20 protein-coding genes are annotated in these 16083 nt (G+C 62.8%); 8 read left to right on the plus strand and 12 right to left on the minus strand.

The window, feature by feature from the left end:
• Window positions 1–255: 255 nt before the first annotated feature.
• On the minus strand, window positions 256–840 hold the full coding sequence (locus tag VGG89_06590; protein ID HEY1976189.1) for an ATP-dependent Clp protease proteolytic subunit: 585 nt from the start codon (window positions 838–840) through the stop codon (window positions 256–258).
• Window positions 841–944: 104 nt separating this feature from the next.
• Here VGG89_06590 and VGG89_06595 point away from each other — a divergent pair, with 104 nt between their 5' ends.
• Entirely contained in the window at window positions 945–1136 is a 192-nt protein-coding gene (locus tag VGG89_06595) for a hypothetical protein (GenBank protein HEY1976190.1), read from the plus strand.
• Between the two features lie 10 nt (window positions 1137–1146).
• Here the strand turns inward: VGG89_06595 and VGG89_06600 are convergent, their stop codons facing one another.
• Window positions 1147–2445, minus strand: coding sequence for a GAF domain-containing SpoIIE family protein phosphatase (locus tag VGG89_06600; protein ID HEY1976191.1), 1299 nt, complete (start codon window positions 2443–2445; stop codon window positions 1147–1149).
• 164 nt (window positions 2446–2609) lie between these two features.
• On the opposite strand from VGG89_06600, the gene VGG89_06605 reads away from it, so the two are divergent.
• Window positions 2610–2858 carry a hypothetical protein gene (locus tag VGG89_06605; protein HEY1976192.1) on the plus strand — a complete coding sequence of 83 codons (249 nt, stop codon included), beginning with the start codon at window positions 2610–2612 and terminating at the stop codon, window positions 2856–2858.
• A gap of 14 nt (window positions 2859–2872) precedes the next feature.
• Here the strand turns inward: VGG89_06605 and VGG89_06610 are convergent, their stop codons facing one another.
• The gene (locus VGG89_06610; protein HEY1976193.1) at window positions 2873–3445 is read right to left on the minus strand and encodes a fatty acid desaturase CarF family protein; all 573 of its coding nucleotides are present in this window, start codon (window positions 3443–3445) and stop codon (window positions 2873–2875) included.
• A 55-nt stretch (window positions 3446–3500) separates the two neighbouring features.
• Between VGG89_06610 and VGG89_06615 the strand changes: the two genes are divergently transcribed.
• The gene (locus VGG89_06615) at window positions 3501–4097 is read left to right on the plus strand and encodes a TMEM175 family protein (GenBank protein ID HEY1976194.1); all 597 of its coding nucleotides are present in this window, start codon (window positions 3501–3503) and stop codon (window positions 4095–4097) included.
• Window positions 4098–4110: 13 nt separating this feature from the next.
• On the opposite strand, the gene VGG89_06620 is transcribed toward VGG89_06615, so the two are convergent.
• Together VGG89_06620 and VGG89_06625 are read right to left on the minus strand one after the other, a co-directional pair.
• On the minus strand, window positions 4111–4665 hold the full coding sequence (locus tag VGG89_06620) for a hypothetical protein (GenBank protein ID HEY1976195.1): 555 nt from the start codon (window positions 4663–4665) through the stop codon (window positions 4111–4113).
• A gap of 37 nt (window positions 4666–4702) precedes the next feature.
• Entirely contained in the window at window positions 4703–6076 is a 1374-nt protein-coding gene (locus VGG89_06625) for a lipase family protein (GenBank protein HEY1976196.1), read from the minus strand.
• On the opposite strand from VGG89_06625, the gene speB reads away from it, so the two are divergent.
• The gene (gene speB / locus VGG89_06630) at window positions 6068–6934 is read left to right on the plus strand and encodes an agmatinase (GenBank protein HEY1976197.1); all 867 of its coding nucleotides are present in this window, start codon (window positions 6068–6070) and stop codon (window positions 6932–6934) included. The genes VGG89_06625 and speB overlap by 9 nt on opposite strands.
• Here speB and VGG89_06635 read toward each other — a convergent pair.
• On the minus strand, window positions 6918–8522 hold the full coding sequence (locus tag VGG89_06635) for an AarF/UbiB family protein (protein ID HEY1976198.1): 1605 nt from the start codon (window positions 8520–8522) through the stop codon (window positions 6918–6920). The two genes, speB and VGG89_06635, sit on opposite strands and share 17 nt — an antisense overlap.
• A 40-nt stretch (window positions 8523–8562) precedes the next feature.
• Here VGG89_06635 and VGG89_06640 point away from each other — a divergent pair, with 40 nt between their 5' ends.
• Entirely contained in the window at window positions 8563–9975 is a 1413-nt protein-coding gene (locus VGG89_06640; GenBank protein ID HEY1976199.1) for an APC family permease, read from the plus strand.
• Here the strand turns inward: VGG89_06640 and VGG89_06645 are convergent.
• The gene (locus VGG89_06645) at window positions 9942–10196 is read right to left on the minus strand and encodes a hypothetical protein (GenBank protein HEY1976200.1); all 255 of its coding nucleotides are present in this window, start codon (window positions 10194–10196) and stop codon (window positions 9942–9944) included. The genes VGG89_06640 and VGG89_06645 overlap by 34 nt on opposite strands.
• Window positions 10197–10279: 83 nt before the next feature.
• Here VGG89_06645 and VGG89_06650 point away from each other — a divergent pair, with 83 nt between their 5' ends.
• Complete coding sequence (locus tag VGG89_06650; protein HEY1976201.1) at window positions 10280–10816, plus strand: DUF2231 domain-containing protein; 537 nt, start codon at window positions 10280–10282, stop codon at window positions 10814–10816.
• Window positions 10817–11584: an SDR family oxidoreductase gene (locus VGG89_06655; GenBank protein ID HEY1976202.1), complete on the plus strand. Its 768-nt coding sequence runs from the start codon at window positions 10817–10819 to the stop codon at window positions 11582–11584. It begins immediately after the preceding gene.
• A gap of 2 nt (window positions 11585–11586) precedes the next feature.
• Here the strand turns inward: VGG89_06655 and VGG89_06660 are convergent, their stop codons facing one another.
• A complete protein-coding gene (locus VGG89_06660; protein HEY1976203.1) occupies window positions 11587–12273 on the minus strand; it encodes a c-type cytochrome in 687 nt (228 codons plus the stop codon).
• A 38-nt stretch (window positions 12274–12311) separates the two neighbouring features.
• On the opposite strand from VGG89_06660, the gene VGG89_06665 reads away from it, so the two are divergent.
• Window positions 12312–12659 (plus strand): cytochrome c, encoded by a 348-nt coding sequence (locus VGG89_06665; GenBank protein HEY1976204.1) that lies wholly within the window; start codon window positions 12312–12314, stop codon window positions 12657–12659.
• Here VGG89_06665 and VGG89_06670 read toward each other — a convergent pair.
• Genes VGG89_06670 through VGG89_06685 form a run of 4 tightly spaced genes read right to left on the minus strand, consistent with a single transcriptional unit; the run spans window position 12651 to window position 16049 of the window.
• Window positions 12651–13328 (minus strand): cytochrome c oxidase assembly protein, encoded by a 678-nt coding sequence (locus VGG89_06670; GenBank protein HEY1976205.1) that lies wholly within the window; start codon window positions 13326–13328, stop codon window positions 12651–12653. The genes VGG89_06665 and VGG89_06670 overlap by 9 nt on opposite strands.
• On the minus strand, window positions 13325–14692 hold the full coding sequence (locus tag VGG89_06675; GenBank protein HEY1976206.1) for a cytochrome bc complex cytochrome b subunit: 1368 nt from the start codon (window positions 14690–14692) through the stop codon (window positions 13325–13327). The genes VGG89_06670 and VGG89_06675 overlap by 4 nt, the downstream gene beginning before the upstream one ends.
• Window positions 14689–15504 carry a Rieske 2Fe-2S domain-containing protein gene (locus VGG89_06680; GenBank protein HEY1976207.1) on the minus strand — a complete coding sequence of 272 codons (816 nt, stop codon included), beginning with the start codon at window positions 15502–15504 and terminating at the stop codon, window positions 14689–14691. The genes VGG89_06675 and VGG89_06680 overlap by 4 nt, the downstream gene beginning before the upstream one ends.
• A complete protein-coding gene (locus tag VGG89_06685; protein ID HEY1976208.1) occupies window positions 15501–16049 on the minus strand; it encodes a heme-copper oxidase subunit III in 549 nt (182 codons plus the stop codon). Before VGG89_06685 ends, VGG89_06680 begins: the two co-directional genes overlap by 4 nt.
• Between the last annotated feature and the right edge of the window lie 34 nt (window positions 16050–16083).

Genomic DNA, 16083 nt, shown 5'->3' on the forward strand with positions numbered 1-16083 from the left:
CGACCCCTGGCTCGCGAGCGACCACCCGGAGGACTCCGGCTAGGCGGTTGATACCCGACCCAACGCTACGAATACTTCAAGAAGCATCGATTCGCGTATCCCAAAGCCACCGCGAAGGCGACTTGGCCGGATTGCCACAGCGCTCGTACGACCTGCGGCGCTCCCGCTTGGGTGATCGACGTTCTCCTCAAGCCAGCGCTGGGCGCCGACGTCCTAGCTCGTCAAGTGGTTGAGTTCAATTGCAAGGGACCAGTGCTAACGCATGAGGATTTCGTCGATAAGCCCGTATTCCCGCGCGTCCTGTGCGTTCATGTGATAATCGCGTTCCAGATCGGCAAGGATTTTTTCGACCGTTTTTCCGGTTCGCTCCGAATAAATTGTCGCTAGCAATTGACGCGTCGCGAGCATCTCGCGTGCGTGAATCTCGATGTCCGTAGCCTGGCCACCAATCTGCGAGACCCATGGCTGATGAATGAGCATTTTACTTCTCGGCAGCGCCATGCGCTTTCCGGGGGCACCCCCGACCAAGAGCACCGTAGCGGCCGAAGCGGCAAGGCCTGCGCAGATCGTCGCGACGTCCGGTTTCACGAACTGCATCGTATCGTAGATCGCAAGTCCGGCGGTCACGCTGCCGCCCGGACTGTTGATGTAGAGGTCGATATCGGCTTGCGGATCCTCCTTCTCTAGGAAGAGCAGCTGCGCCATCACGAGATTAGCAAGAGCATCGTCAATCGTTCCACCGACGAAGACGATACGGTCCTTTAAGAGGCGAGAGTAAATGTCGTAGGCGCGTTCGTACCGCCCATTATTCTCCAGTACGGTCGGCACAAGATGTCCCATGAGACGCTTTATAGCATCCCGGAGCGGAGCGCGGAAAGGCCATCGTGGTCAAAAGCGGACACCGTAATCGCAGGAGCTGCAAGAGCTACGACGGAGTAACCGTCATGAACACGTTGACACCCGAGCAGCAGCAGCGGATTGTTCGCCTTCTCGAGTCAGGCAAGAGCGCTCGCGAGGTCGAGAAAATCACGGGACACCGGCGTGAAACGATTTCTCTGTACGGGCGGCTCGCCGGCGTCTTCCCGCGAACCGTCTCTGAACGGCACGGCTCGGAAACGAACGCGCTCGCCGCTTAGCTCCCGCCAATCACGCGTCGACGCGAAGGGTCAGAATCGCGACGTCGTCGGGGTGGCTTCCGCCGTCGATGACGATCTCGCGTATCACGGCGGCTGGACGGCGCGCGAAGCGCACGTCGTGCCGGCGCATCGCCTCGATGAGGTGATCCCACGCTGCCGGAACGTCTCGGTTCCACTCCAGCAGACCGTCGGTGAAAAACACTGCGAACATTCCCGGCTTCATCAGCACCGTTTGCGACCGCCGAATCCTGCCGCTGTCCAAGTCGTGCAACCCCAATGGGAGGCTCCGCTCCGATATCGGATCGGCGATCGTTCCGTCGTGCATCCACATCAGCGGCCCGGGATGACCGGCCGAAGCGCACGACATCGTTCGATGAACGGGATCGACGATGGCGACCAGCGCGGTGCTGAAGGCGTCTTCGGAATCTAAGCGCATCAGCCGATCGGCGACGATCAATGCGCCCGCGGGATCCGGCTCGCTGAGGATTGCGGCGCGCAGCGCGTTTCTCAATCGTCCCATCCACACCGCTGCCTCTAGGCCGTGCCCAAGCACGTCGCCCACGGTAATGGCAATGCGGCCGTCGGGCATCTCAAAAGCGTCGTACCAGTCGCCGCCTACAAGCAGCTCTTCCGACGACGGCTCGTAAAAGCCGTCGAGAACCAAACCCGCGACGTAGGGAAGCTTCCCGGGCAGCGCCGCTTCCTGAAATCGTGACGCGATGTCGACGGTCTTCGAATGCAGTATTGCCTTGGCGATCGCGGAGGCGCAGCGGCGCGCAAGGTCGGCGGCAAAGCGCAAATCGATTTGGTCGAACGGCGCTTCATCCGACGTTTTTGCCAACGTCATTGCGCCGAGCACGCCCGAGGTCTGCGATACCAGCGGAAGAATCATCATGGACTGGTAACCCAAGCGCTGCATGAACGCTCGGTGATCGTCGCTCGTCGAATGTTTCTCTAAATACTCGTCGTCGATGCGGGTAACCAGCATCGAGTTCCGGCTGCGTATGACCTCGCGAACCGGATGCGGTGCTTTTCCCTCTTTATGCCGTAAGTAGCGGCCGGCATTTTCGAGCTCCGAGCTGCGCGCGGGATCGCGATGAGCGGCTGCGACCAACCGCGGCGAATCCTCCGGGCCAAGGTCGATGATGCAAACGTTGGCAACCGTCTCAACTGCCGCCGCGCACACGTTTTGCAGCGTTTCCGAATAATCGAGCGATCGATCCAAAATTTCGCCCGCGCGAAGCAGCAGCTCGAAGTAATAAAAATCGCGCTCGCGCCAGGCAAAAGCGCGGCGTTCAACTTGACCCATGTAATCGGTAGTATCGCCGAGCGGCGGCCTTATGGCTAGAGCCGTGCGGTCGTCTGCTGGGAACGGGTGAAGGATATTTCACTAATAAGAATTCAGTCATGCCGATTCTGGAAACGCGATGAGCCTTTTGCCGATCGGGCGCGGCGTGATACGATAGCCCGGATTTGTCGACTTTTCCTCATCTCCCCGACGAGATTTGGGCGCGGTTAAAAACGTGGGCAAAAACGCAAGCCGCCTCCACGGCACAGCCCTCACTGGAAGAGAGCGAAGCCTACGTTCGCCGCATTTGCGGCGAACTTACCGGCAGGCCTAGCGTCCTACCGCCCGGCGCCGTTGCATTTTATGCAAGCGAGCTTCGCGACATGGTGGCCAAGTTTCGCGCAGCGATCGATGCCGAGGGCGGCGTCGCCTAGTCCGAACACCGGCCTTAATACCCGTTACGAGCGGGCGTAGCGCGAACGACCGTTGCGCCGCAGCCGACCAATAGCGATTCCAGGCGGCGCCAAAAGGCCAGTCTCTCCAACAACGGATTCAAGTAATCCGTCATCGTGCAGAAGTTGATCGCGTACGGTGACTTATGGTGCTTGGCATGCTGGTTGCGCGATTGAAGAATCCCGGCGCGTTGGAGTTGCGCCACCCATCGCGGCACTCGCGAGCTGTGCGCCCAGAGATGGACCTGGTTCGACTGCGAGAGCAGAAGCACGACGAAGTACGTTTGCCACGCGTGAACGTGGAACAGCAGCAGCGCCGCGGTAACGACCGCCGCAGCCAAGATGCATACGCGGTTGGTCTGCCAATAGTGACCGGCGCGAATCGTTCCGGGCATGCGATGGTGGTCGATGTTATCGCGAACGATCCAGCGATCCAATAGCTCCGACTTGCCCGGCGCAAGCCACGTGTCTTCCGCCCAGTGCAGGAGTCCCGAGATGAAGTCCGCGATCGCGAGGCAGGCGGCGATCCAGAGTGTGGCGATTGCGGCGCTCGAAACAATGTATAGCATGGGCAAACGGTAGCCGCCGGAGGCCGTCTAAGGCGTCCGTAAAACTACGGATCGTATGAAGAGCTTTGCAACCGAGACGAGCCGGGTCGAGGCGTTTAGCGACGGCGTCTTCGCCGTCATCATCACGATCATGGTGCTCGAACTGCGCCCGCCATCGGGGACCGAGTTTCGCGCGCTCTTGGAGACGCTGCCGGCTATCGCGACGTACGCCGTGAGCTTCGCCTTCATCGGCATCTATTGGAACAACCACCACCACATGCTGCGGGCGAGCCGCGGCGTGGACGGACGCGCGATGTGGGCGAACCTGAACCTGCTGTTCTGGCTTTCGCTGGTGCCGTTCTCGACGGCGTGGCTGGGTCGCAATCCGTTAGCCGTCGGCCCAACCGCGTTCTACGCGATCGTGTTCTTGCTCGACGCCCTCGCCTACGCGCTGCTCGTGCGCGCGCTGCTGGCGGTCAACGGTAAAGAGGCACCGTTTGGCAAAGCCGTGGCGAGCGATCTCAAAGGAAACGTGTCGATCGTTCTTTACGTCCTCGCCGTCGTCGTGGCGTTCGTCTACCCGGTCGTAACCGACGTGCTCCTCGTCGTGGTCGCGATCACTTGGCTCGTTCCGGATCGGCGCTTCGAGCCGCTCATCAATCTAGAGAACTAATCAACGGATCGGGTTAGCTCGCTGCTGCCGTGCCTCTAGCCATAAGCGATTCCATCGCCGCATCGGCTTGTATCGCGAGTCCGCGAGGAGCGCCGTCGTCGAGAAACCGCGACGCACCGCATTCAATGCCGAGTGCCGTGACGACGTAGCCGGCCTCGTACATATAGCCGTAGATCAGCATGCCGTCGCCGTCGCCAGGCAGATCCTTGAACGTCGCGATCGCGCGAAACGCACCGATTGCCGCGATGAAGTCGTCGTAGTTTTCCGAAAAATCGAGTACGGCGAGCGTCCAAGTCTGTGTCGCGTCGTCGTAGTCGCTGGCGCACGGCATAAAGAAGCCGACCGCCGGTTCTACCAAATCCTCGATCCATTCGCCAACGGTTGAAAGGCCGCGAAGCCGCTCGCGAATCGAATCGGGCGTGTAGCGTTCTCCGTAGTAACTGGCGTTCGCGAGCCAATCGAGGATCGCGGGGTCGGCGGCCGCATCCGGGAAGGGGCTGTTAAAGAAGCGATCGAGCTCAGCGCGGGTCAGGCGGACGCGCGCGAAAAGCTGGCATGGTTCGGACATGGCGCCAGTCTAACCGCGGGAGCGTCCACGAAGCGTCCTAAAATCCCGGCGGATAGGTAAACGGCCCGATCGGTCCGCGCAGCCACGCCGGCCACCGGCCCGCTCGGGCCGGTCCCTTGCGCGCGTCGAGGATCGCGACCCGCTCGAGCGTGTGGCAGAGCACGAGGACGGCGTCGTGATACTCCGACAGCGGCACCGAAGACGGGACGTCCTTGTTGACGTCGAGCAGGTTCACCGTTGCGCCACGCTTCTTGAAATACGCGGTGGCGAGAACGGCGTTCTTGAACTCGACTTGCGGGTCGCGCTTTCCACCGCAGAAATACACGGGCACTTTCGGCGTCCAACCGTTGAGTAGGTCGTTGGCCGCGACGTCTTGCCGTGCCGGCGAAGACGCATGGGCAAACGACGTGAGGAACGACGGCTGCAGCAACTGCTTCACCTCGAGCGGCAGCAGCGTTCCTTGCAGCTTCGCGGCACGCGCGTACGTCTTGACCGGCAGCAGAGTATTCACGTACGTCGCATAGGGATCCTGAAAGACCGTTGACGGATCGGTGTAGACGTTTGCGTACGTTTTGTTATACGCCGTCAGCACGAACGTCGAAAGCACCGCGGCGTTCTGTCCGGGGTGCGCCATCCCGTCGAGCAGCGTCTGCGTGAGTGCGTACGGCCCGCTCGACGGCGAGTTTGCAATGAGGTGGAACTCGCCGGCGTTCTGGGCCTCGATGACCTTCTCGGTCCCCAGCGACGTCTGGCCGCCTTGCGAGTAGCCCGTGAGGAACACGTCGCCGGATAGCGGCACGTGCAAGCGTGTCGCCGCCTTGCGAGCGGCTCGCATGGAGTCGATGACCGCGCTCGCTTCGGCGCTGACGACGAGGTACGGTTCGAACGGATAGTTCGAGTATCCTAAACCCAAATAATCCGTCGCGACCATGGCGTAGCCGTGCGACGCGAAGATCGCCGCCTGGAGCTGCGGCTCGATGTTGACCTTCGTGGGGTGAGTGATTTTCTGCGCCTTGACGACGTTGGTGCCTTGACCGTATCCGATCAAAACGAAGGTTCCGGTCCCGCCGGTGATGGGCACCCAAAACGCCGCGCTGGCGGTCGCGGGCTCGCCGTTGATGCCGATCGTGCGATAGAGAATTTTATAGAGGGCGACGTCGTACTTGGGAGGGCCGCCGAGTTGCGCGACCACCTGTTCGGCAAAGCCGAGCGTGCCCGAGGTGTGCGCGCCGCTCAGTGCGGCCTTTCGGAACACGGTGACTTTCTCGACCGAGATGACCGAGCCGCGCGCCGCGCTCGTAGACCGCACGAGCGAAGGGGCCGGGACTCCCGGCGTGATAGTGGGAGACGAGCACGCTGCGACGGCGAACGCAAACGTAACGGTGACGATGGTGCGAAAACGATGCAACACGACGGCTCCTTAAAACTCGATGCGGCAACCGGCACTTCGCTGCAGGCAGCCGTTGCCCTCGCCGGATTTCCGACCGATAGCAACTCGTCGTATCGGCGAGGCCCGGCGAAAGCGCCGGCTGCGATTCGCACGGCTATGTGGAGCGAGGCCGGCAACCCGTACACCGAATCGGGCGTCCGGCTGCGGCTCACCGAAAACGTCGTCGATGCGGGCGACGCTCCGTTGCGCGAAGACGAAGAAGATCGAACGACGATCGAGGCGCTCGTTGCCGCGCAACTGGAGTCGGGACGCCGCATGCTCTCGCTCGGCGGCGATCATTCGATCACGTTTCCCATCGTTCGCTCGTACGCGCGCCGCTATCCAAAACTCAACGTCGTGCATTTCGACGCGCATCCCGACTTGTATTCGAGCTTTGGCGGAAATCGTTTCTCGCACGCGTGTCCCTTCGCGCGCATTTTGGAGAGCGCCGACGTCGGCAGTCTGGTCCAAATCGGCATTCGCACGATGACGCCGCCGCAGCGGGAAAATGCCGATCGTTATAACGTTCGTGTCTTCGGGCCCGACGAACTGGACGAAGCGCGACGAGCGCTGCCCGGCGGCAACGTTTACGTCACGCTCGACCTCGACGGCATCGATCCCGCCTTCGCGCCCGGCGTGTCGCATCGCGAGCCCGGCGGACTAAACGTGCGCGACGTGCTCAAGCTCGTCGCGGCGATTCCGGGCAATGTCGTCGGCGCGGACGTCGTCGAACTCAATCCGGATTGCGACGTCGACGGGCTGACCGCGGCAGTGGCCGCGAAGTTCGCGCGCGAGTTTATGGGCCGAATGCTAGCCGACGGGACTAACGTCGCCGGCTAGCCAGCGTACCGAGCGCGGTTCGTATCCCGACGATGACGGCGATCGCGAGCGCAATCCAAAAGAGCCAACCGGCAGCGACTTGCCAGCCCGCGGGGCGGTAGACGGAAAACAACACGGTCATGCCGACGACGCAGGCCGCGGCAATCATGGTGGCGTTCGCGCGTTCGACCAATCGTTCGAAGCGCACCAGCATCGGCTCCAAGTCTTCGACGCGCGTCCATACGCGCAAGTTTCCGCGTTCCAAGTCCGACAACACGCGGTCGGCGTGACGCGGAAGATCGATACTCAGCTCCGCGGCGTCCATCGCCGAGACGCGTGCGCGCTCGGCCCAATCGTCGAGCGACAACCGCGACGTCGCCACCTTACGTGCGATCGGCTCGAGATAGTGCGTCAGCGGGCGGTCCGGTGTGATGGCGGTCACGATGCCGTCCCCGAGCGCCACCGCCTTAAAGAGCAGTGCGAGCGAGGCGGGCGAGCGCAGCCCGTAGCTGCGAACGATCTCCAGCATTTCACCCAGCGCCACGCCGATCTCGATGCGCTCGAGCGTGTCGCCCATATAGCGCTCCAGCAGGCGTTCGAACTTGTGCGTAAGCGCGCTTCGATCGATCGGCTTTACGGGCGGCGCGAGCTGAATCAAGCGATCCGTCAAGCGTGAGGCATCGCGCCGGTGCATCGCCATGAACATGTCGGCAACGCCGCGCCGCAGCTCGTCGCTGAGACGGCCCACCATGCCGAAGTCGAGCACGGCGATGCCGCCGTCTTTGCGAACCAGCACGTTGCCGCCGTGCGGGTCGGCGTGGAAAACGCCGCGCGTAAGCGCGGGCTCCAGAACGAATCGCGCGACGCGCTGTGCGGCGGCGGTTCGCCGCCGAGCGGTGAGTCCGGTCGCGTCTTCGACTCGATCGCCCTCGACGCGCGTCATCGTGAGGATTTTCGCCGTCGATAGCTCGTCGATTACTTCGGGCAGCCAGAAACCTTGCTCGGAGTCGAAATACTCACGGAACGTCGCGACGTTGCGCGCTTCGCGCGTAAAATCGAGCTCCTCGTGCAGCGTGTCGCCAAACTCCTCGAGCATCGACTCGACGTCGTATTCTTCCAAACGCGGCAGGAAGCGCTCTGCCGACTTGGCCAGGCCCGAAAGGATGTCGAGATCGCACTCGGCGAGTTCCTTAACGCCCGGCTTGCGAACCTTGACGACGCCGGCGCGGCCGTCGAACAGCGTAACGGCGTGAACTTGGCCGATCGAAGCCGACGCGAGCGGCACGCGATCGAAGGAGGCGTAGAGCTCTTCGGGCGCCGCCCCAAGCTCGTCTTCGATGCGGGCCTCGATGACGGCGGTGTCGACGGGCGCGACGTCGTCTTGCAGTTTTGCAAGCTCGTCGCGATAGTCGCGCGGCAGAAGATCGGCGCGCGCCCCCAGCATTTGAGCGAGCTTGATGAAGGTGGTACCGAGTTCTTCGCATGCCTCGCGCGCCTCAACCGGACCCATCGTCCGATGACTTGCGGTCGCCAATCCGTGCTTGGCGAGAACCGCGACGATGTGCCGCGAGCGCTCGGCGCGACTGGGCGCCCGTTCCGTCGTCTGCATAGGCGGTTCTTACCCAGGCGCTGAACCCACGCGACTGGAGATGGAAGAGCCGCACCTCAAGCGCAGCCTCGGGCTGCTCGACGTTGCGCTGTTTTTCGTTGTTGCAGGGTCGAACTTGCAATGGGTTGCGACCGCCGCCGCCGCCGGTCCCAGCTCGTTGATCGTCTGGCTGATCGGCTGCGCGGGAATGTTCGTGCCGCTGTCGATCGTGGTCGTCTTTCTGTCATCGCACTACCCGCAAGAAGGCGGTATGTACGTGTGGAGCAAGCGCGCGTACGGACCGTTTGCCGGGTTTATGACGGGCTGGACGTACTGGGCGAGCAATCTGCCTTACTTTCCCGCGTTGTTGTACTTCGCTGCGGGAAACGCGCTGTTCGTAACCGGGTCCAGCGGCGGGACGCTCTCGGCGTCACCGTGGTATTTCATCGGCGTCGCGATTTTCGGCTTGACCCTCGCGACCGTCGTGAACGTTCTCGGACTCGACGTTGGAAAGTGGCTGAATAACATCGGCGCGTACTGCCGTTGGACGGTGACCTTGCTGCTCGTCGCCCTCGGCTTTTTCGCGTTGTGGAAGTTTGGTTCCGCGACGCCGATCACCGCTGCGACGGTCAAACCGGGTCTTGCGCTCAAGGATCTGATCTTCTGGTCGGTGATCGCGTTTGCGTGGACCGGTCCCGAGTCGCTTCCGTTCATGGCCGGTGAAGTGAAGAATCCGCGCCGCGCGATCCCCGTGGGATTGGCGATTGCCGCACCGGCGATTTTAATCATTTACGTCGTCGGCACGCTCAGCGTGTTGTGGACGCTGGTGCCCAGTGCCGTCAACCCGTCGTCGGGCGTCATGCAGGCAATCGCGAGCGCGTCGTCGCGCGCCGGCTGGGCGGCGCTGATTCCGGTTGCGGCAATCTTGGTTGCCGTGAGTTGTCTGGGCAGTTGCGGCGCATGGCTCGGCGCCGTCGCTCGCGTACCGTTCGTCGCGGGCATCGATCGTTATCTGCCGCCGATATTCGGCCGCATGCACCCGCGGTGGGGGTCGCCGGTCGCCGCACTAGTGACGCAATCGGGAATTGCCGCAATCTTCGTCTTCCTAGGTCAAGCCGGAACCAGCGTGCACGGCGCGTACGACGTGCTCGTGAGCTCGACGGTCGTCATCACGATGGTGCCGTTCGTGTTTCTCTATCTTTCGGCGTTCAAGCTCGACGCCGATCCGGCCACCCAAGGCGCGATACGCATTCCCGGCGGCCGTGCAACGGTCGTTGCCTGCGCGGCGATCGGGTTGATCACCACGCTCGTCGCGATGGTGCTAGCCCTCTTTCCCGCCGACGACGAACCCAACAAACCATTCGCGGTCTTGAAGGTGCTCTTCTTGACCGCGATGATGGTGTTGTTCGGCGTTGCCGTGTACGTTATGGGTTCGTCGAATCAGTCGGTCTCGCCGCGAATGACGAAGCCGTAGTGACGCTGAGCCGCATTCTTGAACGGCTCGTACTCCGCGTCGCCGCTGATGACGAACGCGTGAGGTTCGTACGTGCGCGGCTTGCCGTGGAAAAAGCCCCGAAGGTTCTCCTCGTACGCTTCGTCGTCCCGAGTCACGATTTCAGAATCGAAGCCTCGTTCGCGTAGCATCGTCGCCGTCGCGGCGGCCTCCGGTTCGTTTTCAAAAGCTGCGATACGCATGCTTGCCTCCGTTACTGTTTTTGGTCACCGTGCTGTACCCACATAACCTGTGGGTATGCCTAGATGTGACGGAGGTCAGGCACATGCAAGGCAAGGCGACGGTCGCCGGTCACCCGCTCCATCCGCTTCTCGTGACGTTCCCCATCGGCAGCTACGTCGCGGCGATAATTGCGGACATCATTTTCCTAACGGGCGGCTCCTCGTTCTGGGCGACGATGAGCATGTGGCTGATTGCCTTTGGCCTCGCGGGCTCGCTAATTGCCGGGTTTTTCGGCTTCATCGATTACCTGACCGCACCGATGTCGGCGCAAGCTCGCCAGGTCGCCAACTTGCACATGATGCTCAACGTAGCGGTGATCATCGTCTTCGGCGTGGCCTTTGCGGCGCGCTATTTCTGGCCGCCGTTCGTCTGGGGACACGTCGCGACGTTCGTCGGCTTCTGTCTGTTGTTGGTCTCGGGCATTCTCGGCGGAAATCTCGCGCACCAGCATCTCGTTGGTTCGACCGAACGCGACGTCGGCGTCGCACGACGGGCGGCCGACGACGATTCGGATTTCACGCCGACCGAGCGCATCGCGCGCGAGCGCGAGAAGACCCGCGCGACCAAGGGCAGCATCTGATTGCGGCTTCGCGATAAAGTCGCGATCGTCACCGGCGGGTCGAGCGGCATCGGCGAAGCCGTCGCGGTAGCCTTCGCGCGCGAAGGCGCCTCGGTAGTCATCGACTACCACGGCAACGCCGAGCACGCGCGCAGCGTCGTCGAGTCGATCGAGGCGCACGGTGGCCGTGCGGTCGCCGTCGGCGCCGACGTCTCGAAGGAAGAAGACGTCAAGAAACTCGTCGAAGCCGCGGTCGCGGATTTCGGTTCGCTCGATATTCTCGTCAATAACGCCGGCATCGAACGTCAAATGCCGTTTCTCGAAACGCCGCTCGACGTGTGGCGGAGTGTGATAGAGACGAATCTTACCGGCGCTTGGATCTGCTCGCAGCTGGCGGCTCGCGAGATGGCCAAGGGAAAACGCGGCGGACGCATCATCAACATCTCCTCGGTGCACGAAGACGTCACGATGCCGTCGAACGCTCCCTATTGCGCCTCGAAGGGCGGCATGAAGATGTTGATGCGCACCATCGCCGTCGAGCTCGCTCCGCTCGATATCACCGTCAATAACGTGTGTCCCGGCGCAATCGACACACCGATTCAAAAGAACCTCGAGAAGGATCCGCATAAGGTCGAAGAGCTGCTTTCGGAGATTCCGCTGCGCCGCATGGGGTCGCCCGAAGAGGTGGCGGGCTTGTGCGTGTTCTTGGCGAGCGAGGCAGGATCGTACGTTACCGGCGCGTCTTATATCATCGACGGCGGAATGACCAAACAATCGGGAAGCTTATAGGGTTACTCGGTCGATCCGATCTCGCGAAGGAACAACACCAAAAAGCCGATTCCAAAGAACCACGCGACGAAACCCTCGGCGACCGCCCCCACGTGGGCGAGCGTGAATCCGCCGGGATCGGTACCGTCTTGGCCCCCGCCTGCGGTCTGCACGTAGTTTACGTAGCGCGCGATGTCCGTTACGTCTTGCTCGCTGAGCAAGTCGCGCCCGAAGCGCGGCATGACCGATGGTCCCGCGCGGATCGCTTCGGCAACTTGGAACACGGTGGCGCTTCCCAGCGGCGGCGCGACGTTGTCTTGCCCCACCGAATCGCCTTGTCCGACGGTGCCGTGGCACGGCGCGCAATCGGCGATGAAGAGCTTGGCACCACGCCGGACGTCGCCGGTGCCGAGCGCGACCTGCGGCAAGGAATGATCGGCGTGCGGCGAGAGGCTTTCGACGTAATCGACGATGCGATCCATTTGCTCGAACGTAAACACCGGTGCGACGTGCATTTCGTTGACGAACGGCGCACCGGCCGGCATTCGGCCGGTATCGAGCATCAGGTGCACGTCGGCTGCGGACTTGCCCGCGAGCGACGGCGCGATGGTCGAGCCTTCGCCGCGAGCGCCGTGGCACGTCGCGCAGTGAAGCGCGTAGAGCTGCGCGCCGTCGTCGTTGCCCGCGCCCAGCGTGGCTAACGCCAGCACGAGACCCGCAATCGCGCTTTGGGTACAACGCCGGAGAGATGCCACGACTCTGTGCTACCCTGTTCGCCGTCGCGCTGCTCGCGACGGCGGCGTGTACGCCCGCAACCGGACAGAAGGGATCGACGATCGTTGCGCGGACCGTGCGCGGCGGCGAAAAAGAAGCCGGCGCTCTGCTGTTCCGGCAGCACTGCAGCTCCTGTCACGGAGCCACCGGTAAGGAAGAAGACATGCCGGGACCGTCGCTGCACTACGAATCGGCGCGCATGGACTTTGCGACGACAGTCTCGTGGATAAAAGATCCAATGCCGCCGATGCCCAAGCTCTATCCGGCCTCGTTGAGCGAGAACGACGTTGACGATATCGCGGCATACGTGCAGTCAATATGAGGCTCCGTCCGCCGCGCGCAGCTCCCGGGCAGCCCACGTTCCCACCGTCGCAAGCAGCGCGATAAAGATCGCCAGACCGCCGGCGATCCACATCACGGCAGCGGCATTTTGCTGATCGGCGACCGCCTGCGCGGCCGGCATGATGCGCGCGTAATGCTCGTAGAGCGGCCTGCGCGCCGCACCCAGCGCGATCGCCAGCAGCGCGCCTTGCGGCAGCGCGACCATGAGATAGAGTAAGCGTGCCGGATATGCGATCGGCCGCAGCGGCGCCACGGTGAGAACGGGCAGCCAGAAAACGAACCCCGCGAAGAGATACAGGGCGTGTTCCGCGGCGTGCACCGGCGTTGCGCCGAGCGCCGCCTCGTACAGATGCGAAAAATGCGTGCCCCAGAGCGTCGCGACGAAAATCGCCAGCGCGATCGGCGGAAACGCGATCGCATGAAGCGGCCGCGTTGCGCGCAACAGCGCGACCGTGCGCGCGTCGCCGATCAACCGGCGAACGATCGGGAACGGCTGCGACGAGAGAACGAGCAGCGGCACCACGATGAGTAGGACTAAATGCTGCGCCATGTGCCACGCGAAGGAACGATCGGCGAGCGCTTCCATTGGCCCGAGCACCGCGCCGGCGAAGCAGGCCGCCGCCGCAAGCAAAAGCGCCGTGCGTTTCACGGAACCGAATCTTCTTCGAAGCCGCCGCGCGTATTACGCTTGAGGCTGACGCGGTGCGCTTTACGAACGCCGCCTTTTTCGCGCAGCTCGGACGCTGCCGCATACGCGACGACGAACGCGAGCAACGGTCCGCCCAAGGTGAACGCTTGATAGAAGTGCACGATGTCGACGATCGAGACGTGTAAGTAACGCGCTTGGACGTCGTCGCTTCCGGCCGCCGTTAACGCAAAGCCAAACGTGAGCAGCGCCGCACCCAGCGCCGTGCGCCACGGCACTTCGCGCGGCCGGTCGAGCAGCTGGTGCGAGCGATGGTCTCGCGTGATCGCGCGTTCGATCCACGGCCACAGCAAGAGAAAGCCGAAGACGATCGCGGGCAGCAGAACCGTCGGCCAGAACACCGACGGAATCGTGCGTCCGAACGGGTGCCACGCCCACGGCGGCGCGATGCGCAGCGCACCCTCGAGCCACCCGACGTACCAGTCGGGCTGCGCCGGGCTCGACGCTTTCCACGGGTCGTACGGTCCCCACAGCCAGATCGGATTGATCTGCGTGGTCGCGCCGAGCGCGCACACCACGAAGACGATGACGGCAAGCAGCGCCAACGACTTTACGGCATACACCGGAAACATCGGCGAACCGACGACGTTGTCTTCGGTGCGAAGCGGTCCGGGAAACTGCGAATGCTTCTGGCGCCAGACGATCGCGAGATGGACGGTTATGAGTCCGGCAATAACCGCCGGTAAAATGAAGATGTGCGCCACGAACAGGCGCGGAATCATTTGCTGCGACGGAAAGTTGCCGCCCAGCAAGAGAAACGACAGCCAGGCTCCGATGACGGGAACCGAGAGCGCTACCGAGTCGGCGATGCGCAATCCCGTGCCGCTGAGCAAGTCGTCGGGCAGCGAGTAGCCGCAAAAACCCTCGAACATCGAAACGCCGAAGAGCGCGATTCCGAGAACCCAGTTGATCTCGCGCGGCTTGCGAAACGCTCCCGTCAGAAAGATGCGCGCCATGTGCACGACGATGCCGGCTAAAAAGATCAATGCCGTCCAGTGATGGATTTGGCGTAAGAGCAGACCGCCGTTGACGACGAAGCTCAGATAGAGCGTGGATTCGTAGGCGTGCGACATCTGCTGGCCGTCGAGCAGCCAGTACGGTCCGTGGTAGATCGTCTTCGACGTGTTCGGATCGAAGAAGAGCGCGAGAAAGGTTCCGGTCGCCACCAAGATGACGAACGCGTACATGTTGATCTCGCCCAGCATGAACGACCAGTGGTCGGGAAACGCCTTGCGCAGCGCGTGATGGACGAAGTGAGCGGTGCCCAAACGCTCGTCGATCCAGTCTGCGAACCTCTCGACGATCATCCGCCCGTTTCTTCCCAGAAGCCGGGTCCGACGGGGCTCGAAAAATCGCCCGTCGCGCGCAGCACGCCGTCGTCGCCGACGACGAGCGGAAGACGCGGCAGCGCTCGATCTGCGGGACCCGATACGACCGCACCGTCCGCGAGAACGTTGAAGAGCGACTGGTGACAGGGGCACAGCAACTGGCGATCCGGCGCACGGTAGAGCGCGACCGGGCAGCCGGCGTGCGTGCACACGCGCGAATACGCGATGTACCCGTGCGTCTGCGGAGCCTCGGACTCGGTAACGCGAACGAGGGTGACTTGCGATGCTGCATCCTCGACCGCGTCGTGCGGAAACACGAGCAGCGCGGAATCGACTTCGAGATCGCTCACCTTGACCGGCGTTCCGTCGTCGCGAACGACCACGCTGCCGTTACGCCACGCCGTGTGGAATAGCGTGTCGCCGAGTTTGGGGCCAAGCGATCGGAGTGGGACGAGCAGCGCCGCGCCGAAACACGCAAGCGCTCCGCCGAGCATCGCGAGCAACAGACGCGGCCGCGAGATTTTCTCGATACCGCGTTCGATCGCCAGATCCGCAGCGACCCGCTGATCGTGAGGCGACGGGTACGTGACGATCTCGTCGACGACTTGTTCCGCGGGCAGAATCCAAAACGCCCAGCCCAACGCGGCCAAACACAGTCCCAGCGCCGCACCGCCGAGACCGAGCCCCTCGTACAGCGTGTTTCCGCCCGTCGCGTACGCCGCGATGAAGCCGCCGCTGCCGATGACGGTCAAGAAAAGCGCGAAGGCGATTGCGAGTTCGCGCCGGTTCATCGGACGAAGTAGATCGTCGACCAGATGCCGAGCCAGACGATGAAGACGAAATGCCAGTAGTACACCATGGACTCGGCTCCGGCGCGCTGATTGACCGTGAGCGCCGGGCTCTTCATGCCGATCAGAAGCGCTGTGAGGATCCCGATTCCGACCGTGACGTGCAGCAAGTGAAAGCCGGTCATCGAGTAATAGACCGAGCCGTACGCATTCGTCCAAGGCCAAAACGCGTTGCTCGTGTAGCCGTGGACGGAGAGGATGACGAAGCCGACGGCGGCGACGATCGCACTGAGCGTCCACCAGCGCGCCGCCCGCATACGCTGCCGATCCATCGCTTTGGTCGCAAAATACATCACGACGCTGGCCAAGAACAGTAAGAACGTTCCCGACGCCGACTCGACGAGATCGAGATGCACCATCGGCGGCGGCCAGCTCGTGCGATTCGCTCGCAGGTTGAAATACGCGGCAAACAGCCCGGAAAAAAACATGAACTCCGAAGCGAGGAAGACCACGACGCCCAGCACGAGTGGATGGGCGCGAACCGGCAATGGCGCAAGCGAGCGCGCGCTACCATTCGCATTG

The sequence above is a fragment of the Candidatus Baltobacteraceae bacterium genome (assembly GCA_036488875.1).
Lineage (GTDB): Bacteria > Vulcanimicrobiota > Vulcanimicrobiia > Vulcanimicrobiales > Vulcanimicrobiaceae > JAFAHZ01.

Bases quoted from the DNA above. Each gene is read 5' to 3' on its own strand.
- VGG89_06610 (HEY1976193.1), bottom strand. From the start codon at position 3,445: ATGCTATACATTGTTTCGAGCGCCGCAATCGCCACACTCTGGATCGCC.
- VGG89_06615 (HEY1976194.1), top strand. From the start codon at position 3,501: ATGAAGAGCTTTGCAACCGAGACGAGCCGGGTCGAGGCGTTTAGCGAC.
- VGG89_06665 (HEY1976204.1), top strand. From the start codon at position 12,312: ATGCCACGACTCTGTGCTACCCTGTTCGCCGTCGCGCTGCTCGCGACG.
- VGG89_06590 (HEY1976189.1), bottom strand. From the start codon at position 840: ATGGGACATCTTGTGCCGACCGTACTGGAGAATAATGGGCGGTACGAA.
- VGG89_06635 (HEY1976198.1), bottom strand. From the start codon at position 8,522: ATGCAGACGACGGAACGGGCGCCCAGTCGCGCCGAGCGCTCGCGGCAC.
- VGG89_06675 (HEY1976206.1), bottom strand. From the start codon at position 14,692: ATGATCGTCGAGAGGTTCGCAGACTGGATCGACGAGCGTTTGGGCACC.
- speB (HEY1976197.1), top strand. From the start codon at position 6,068: ATGCAACACGACGGCTCCTTAAAACTCGATGCGGCAACCGGCACTTCG.
- VGG89_06650 (HEY1976201.1), top strand. From the start codon at position 10,280: ATGCAAGGCAAGGCGACGGTCGCCGGTCACCCGCTCCATCCGCTTCTC.
- VGG89_06600 (HEY1976191.1), bottom strand. From the start codon at position 2,445: ATGGGTCAAGTTGAACGCCGCGCTTTTGCCTGGCGCGAGCGCGATTTT.
- VGG89_06595 (HEY1976190.1), top strand. From the start codon at position 945: ATGAACACGTTGACACCCGAGCAGCAGCAGCGGATTGTTCGCCTTCTC.
- VGG89_06640 (HEY1976199.1), top strand. From the start codon at position 8,563: ATGGAAGAGCCGCACCTCAAGCGCAGCCTCGGGCTGCTCGACGTTGCG.
- VGG89_06645 (HEY1976200.1), bottom strand. From the start codon at position 10,196: ATGCGTATCGCAGCTTTTGAAAACGAACCGGAGGCCGCCGCGACGGCG.
- VGG89_06680 (HEY1976207.1), bottom strand. From the start codon at position 15,504: ATGAACCGGCGCGAACTCGCAATCGCCTTCGCGCTTTTCTTGACCGTC.
- VGG89_06620 (HEY1976195.1), bottom strand. From the start codon at position 4,665: ATGTCCGAACCATGCCAGCTTTTCGCGCGCGTCCGCCTGACCCGCGCT.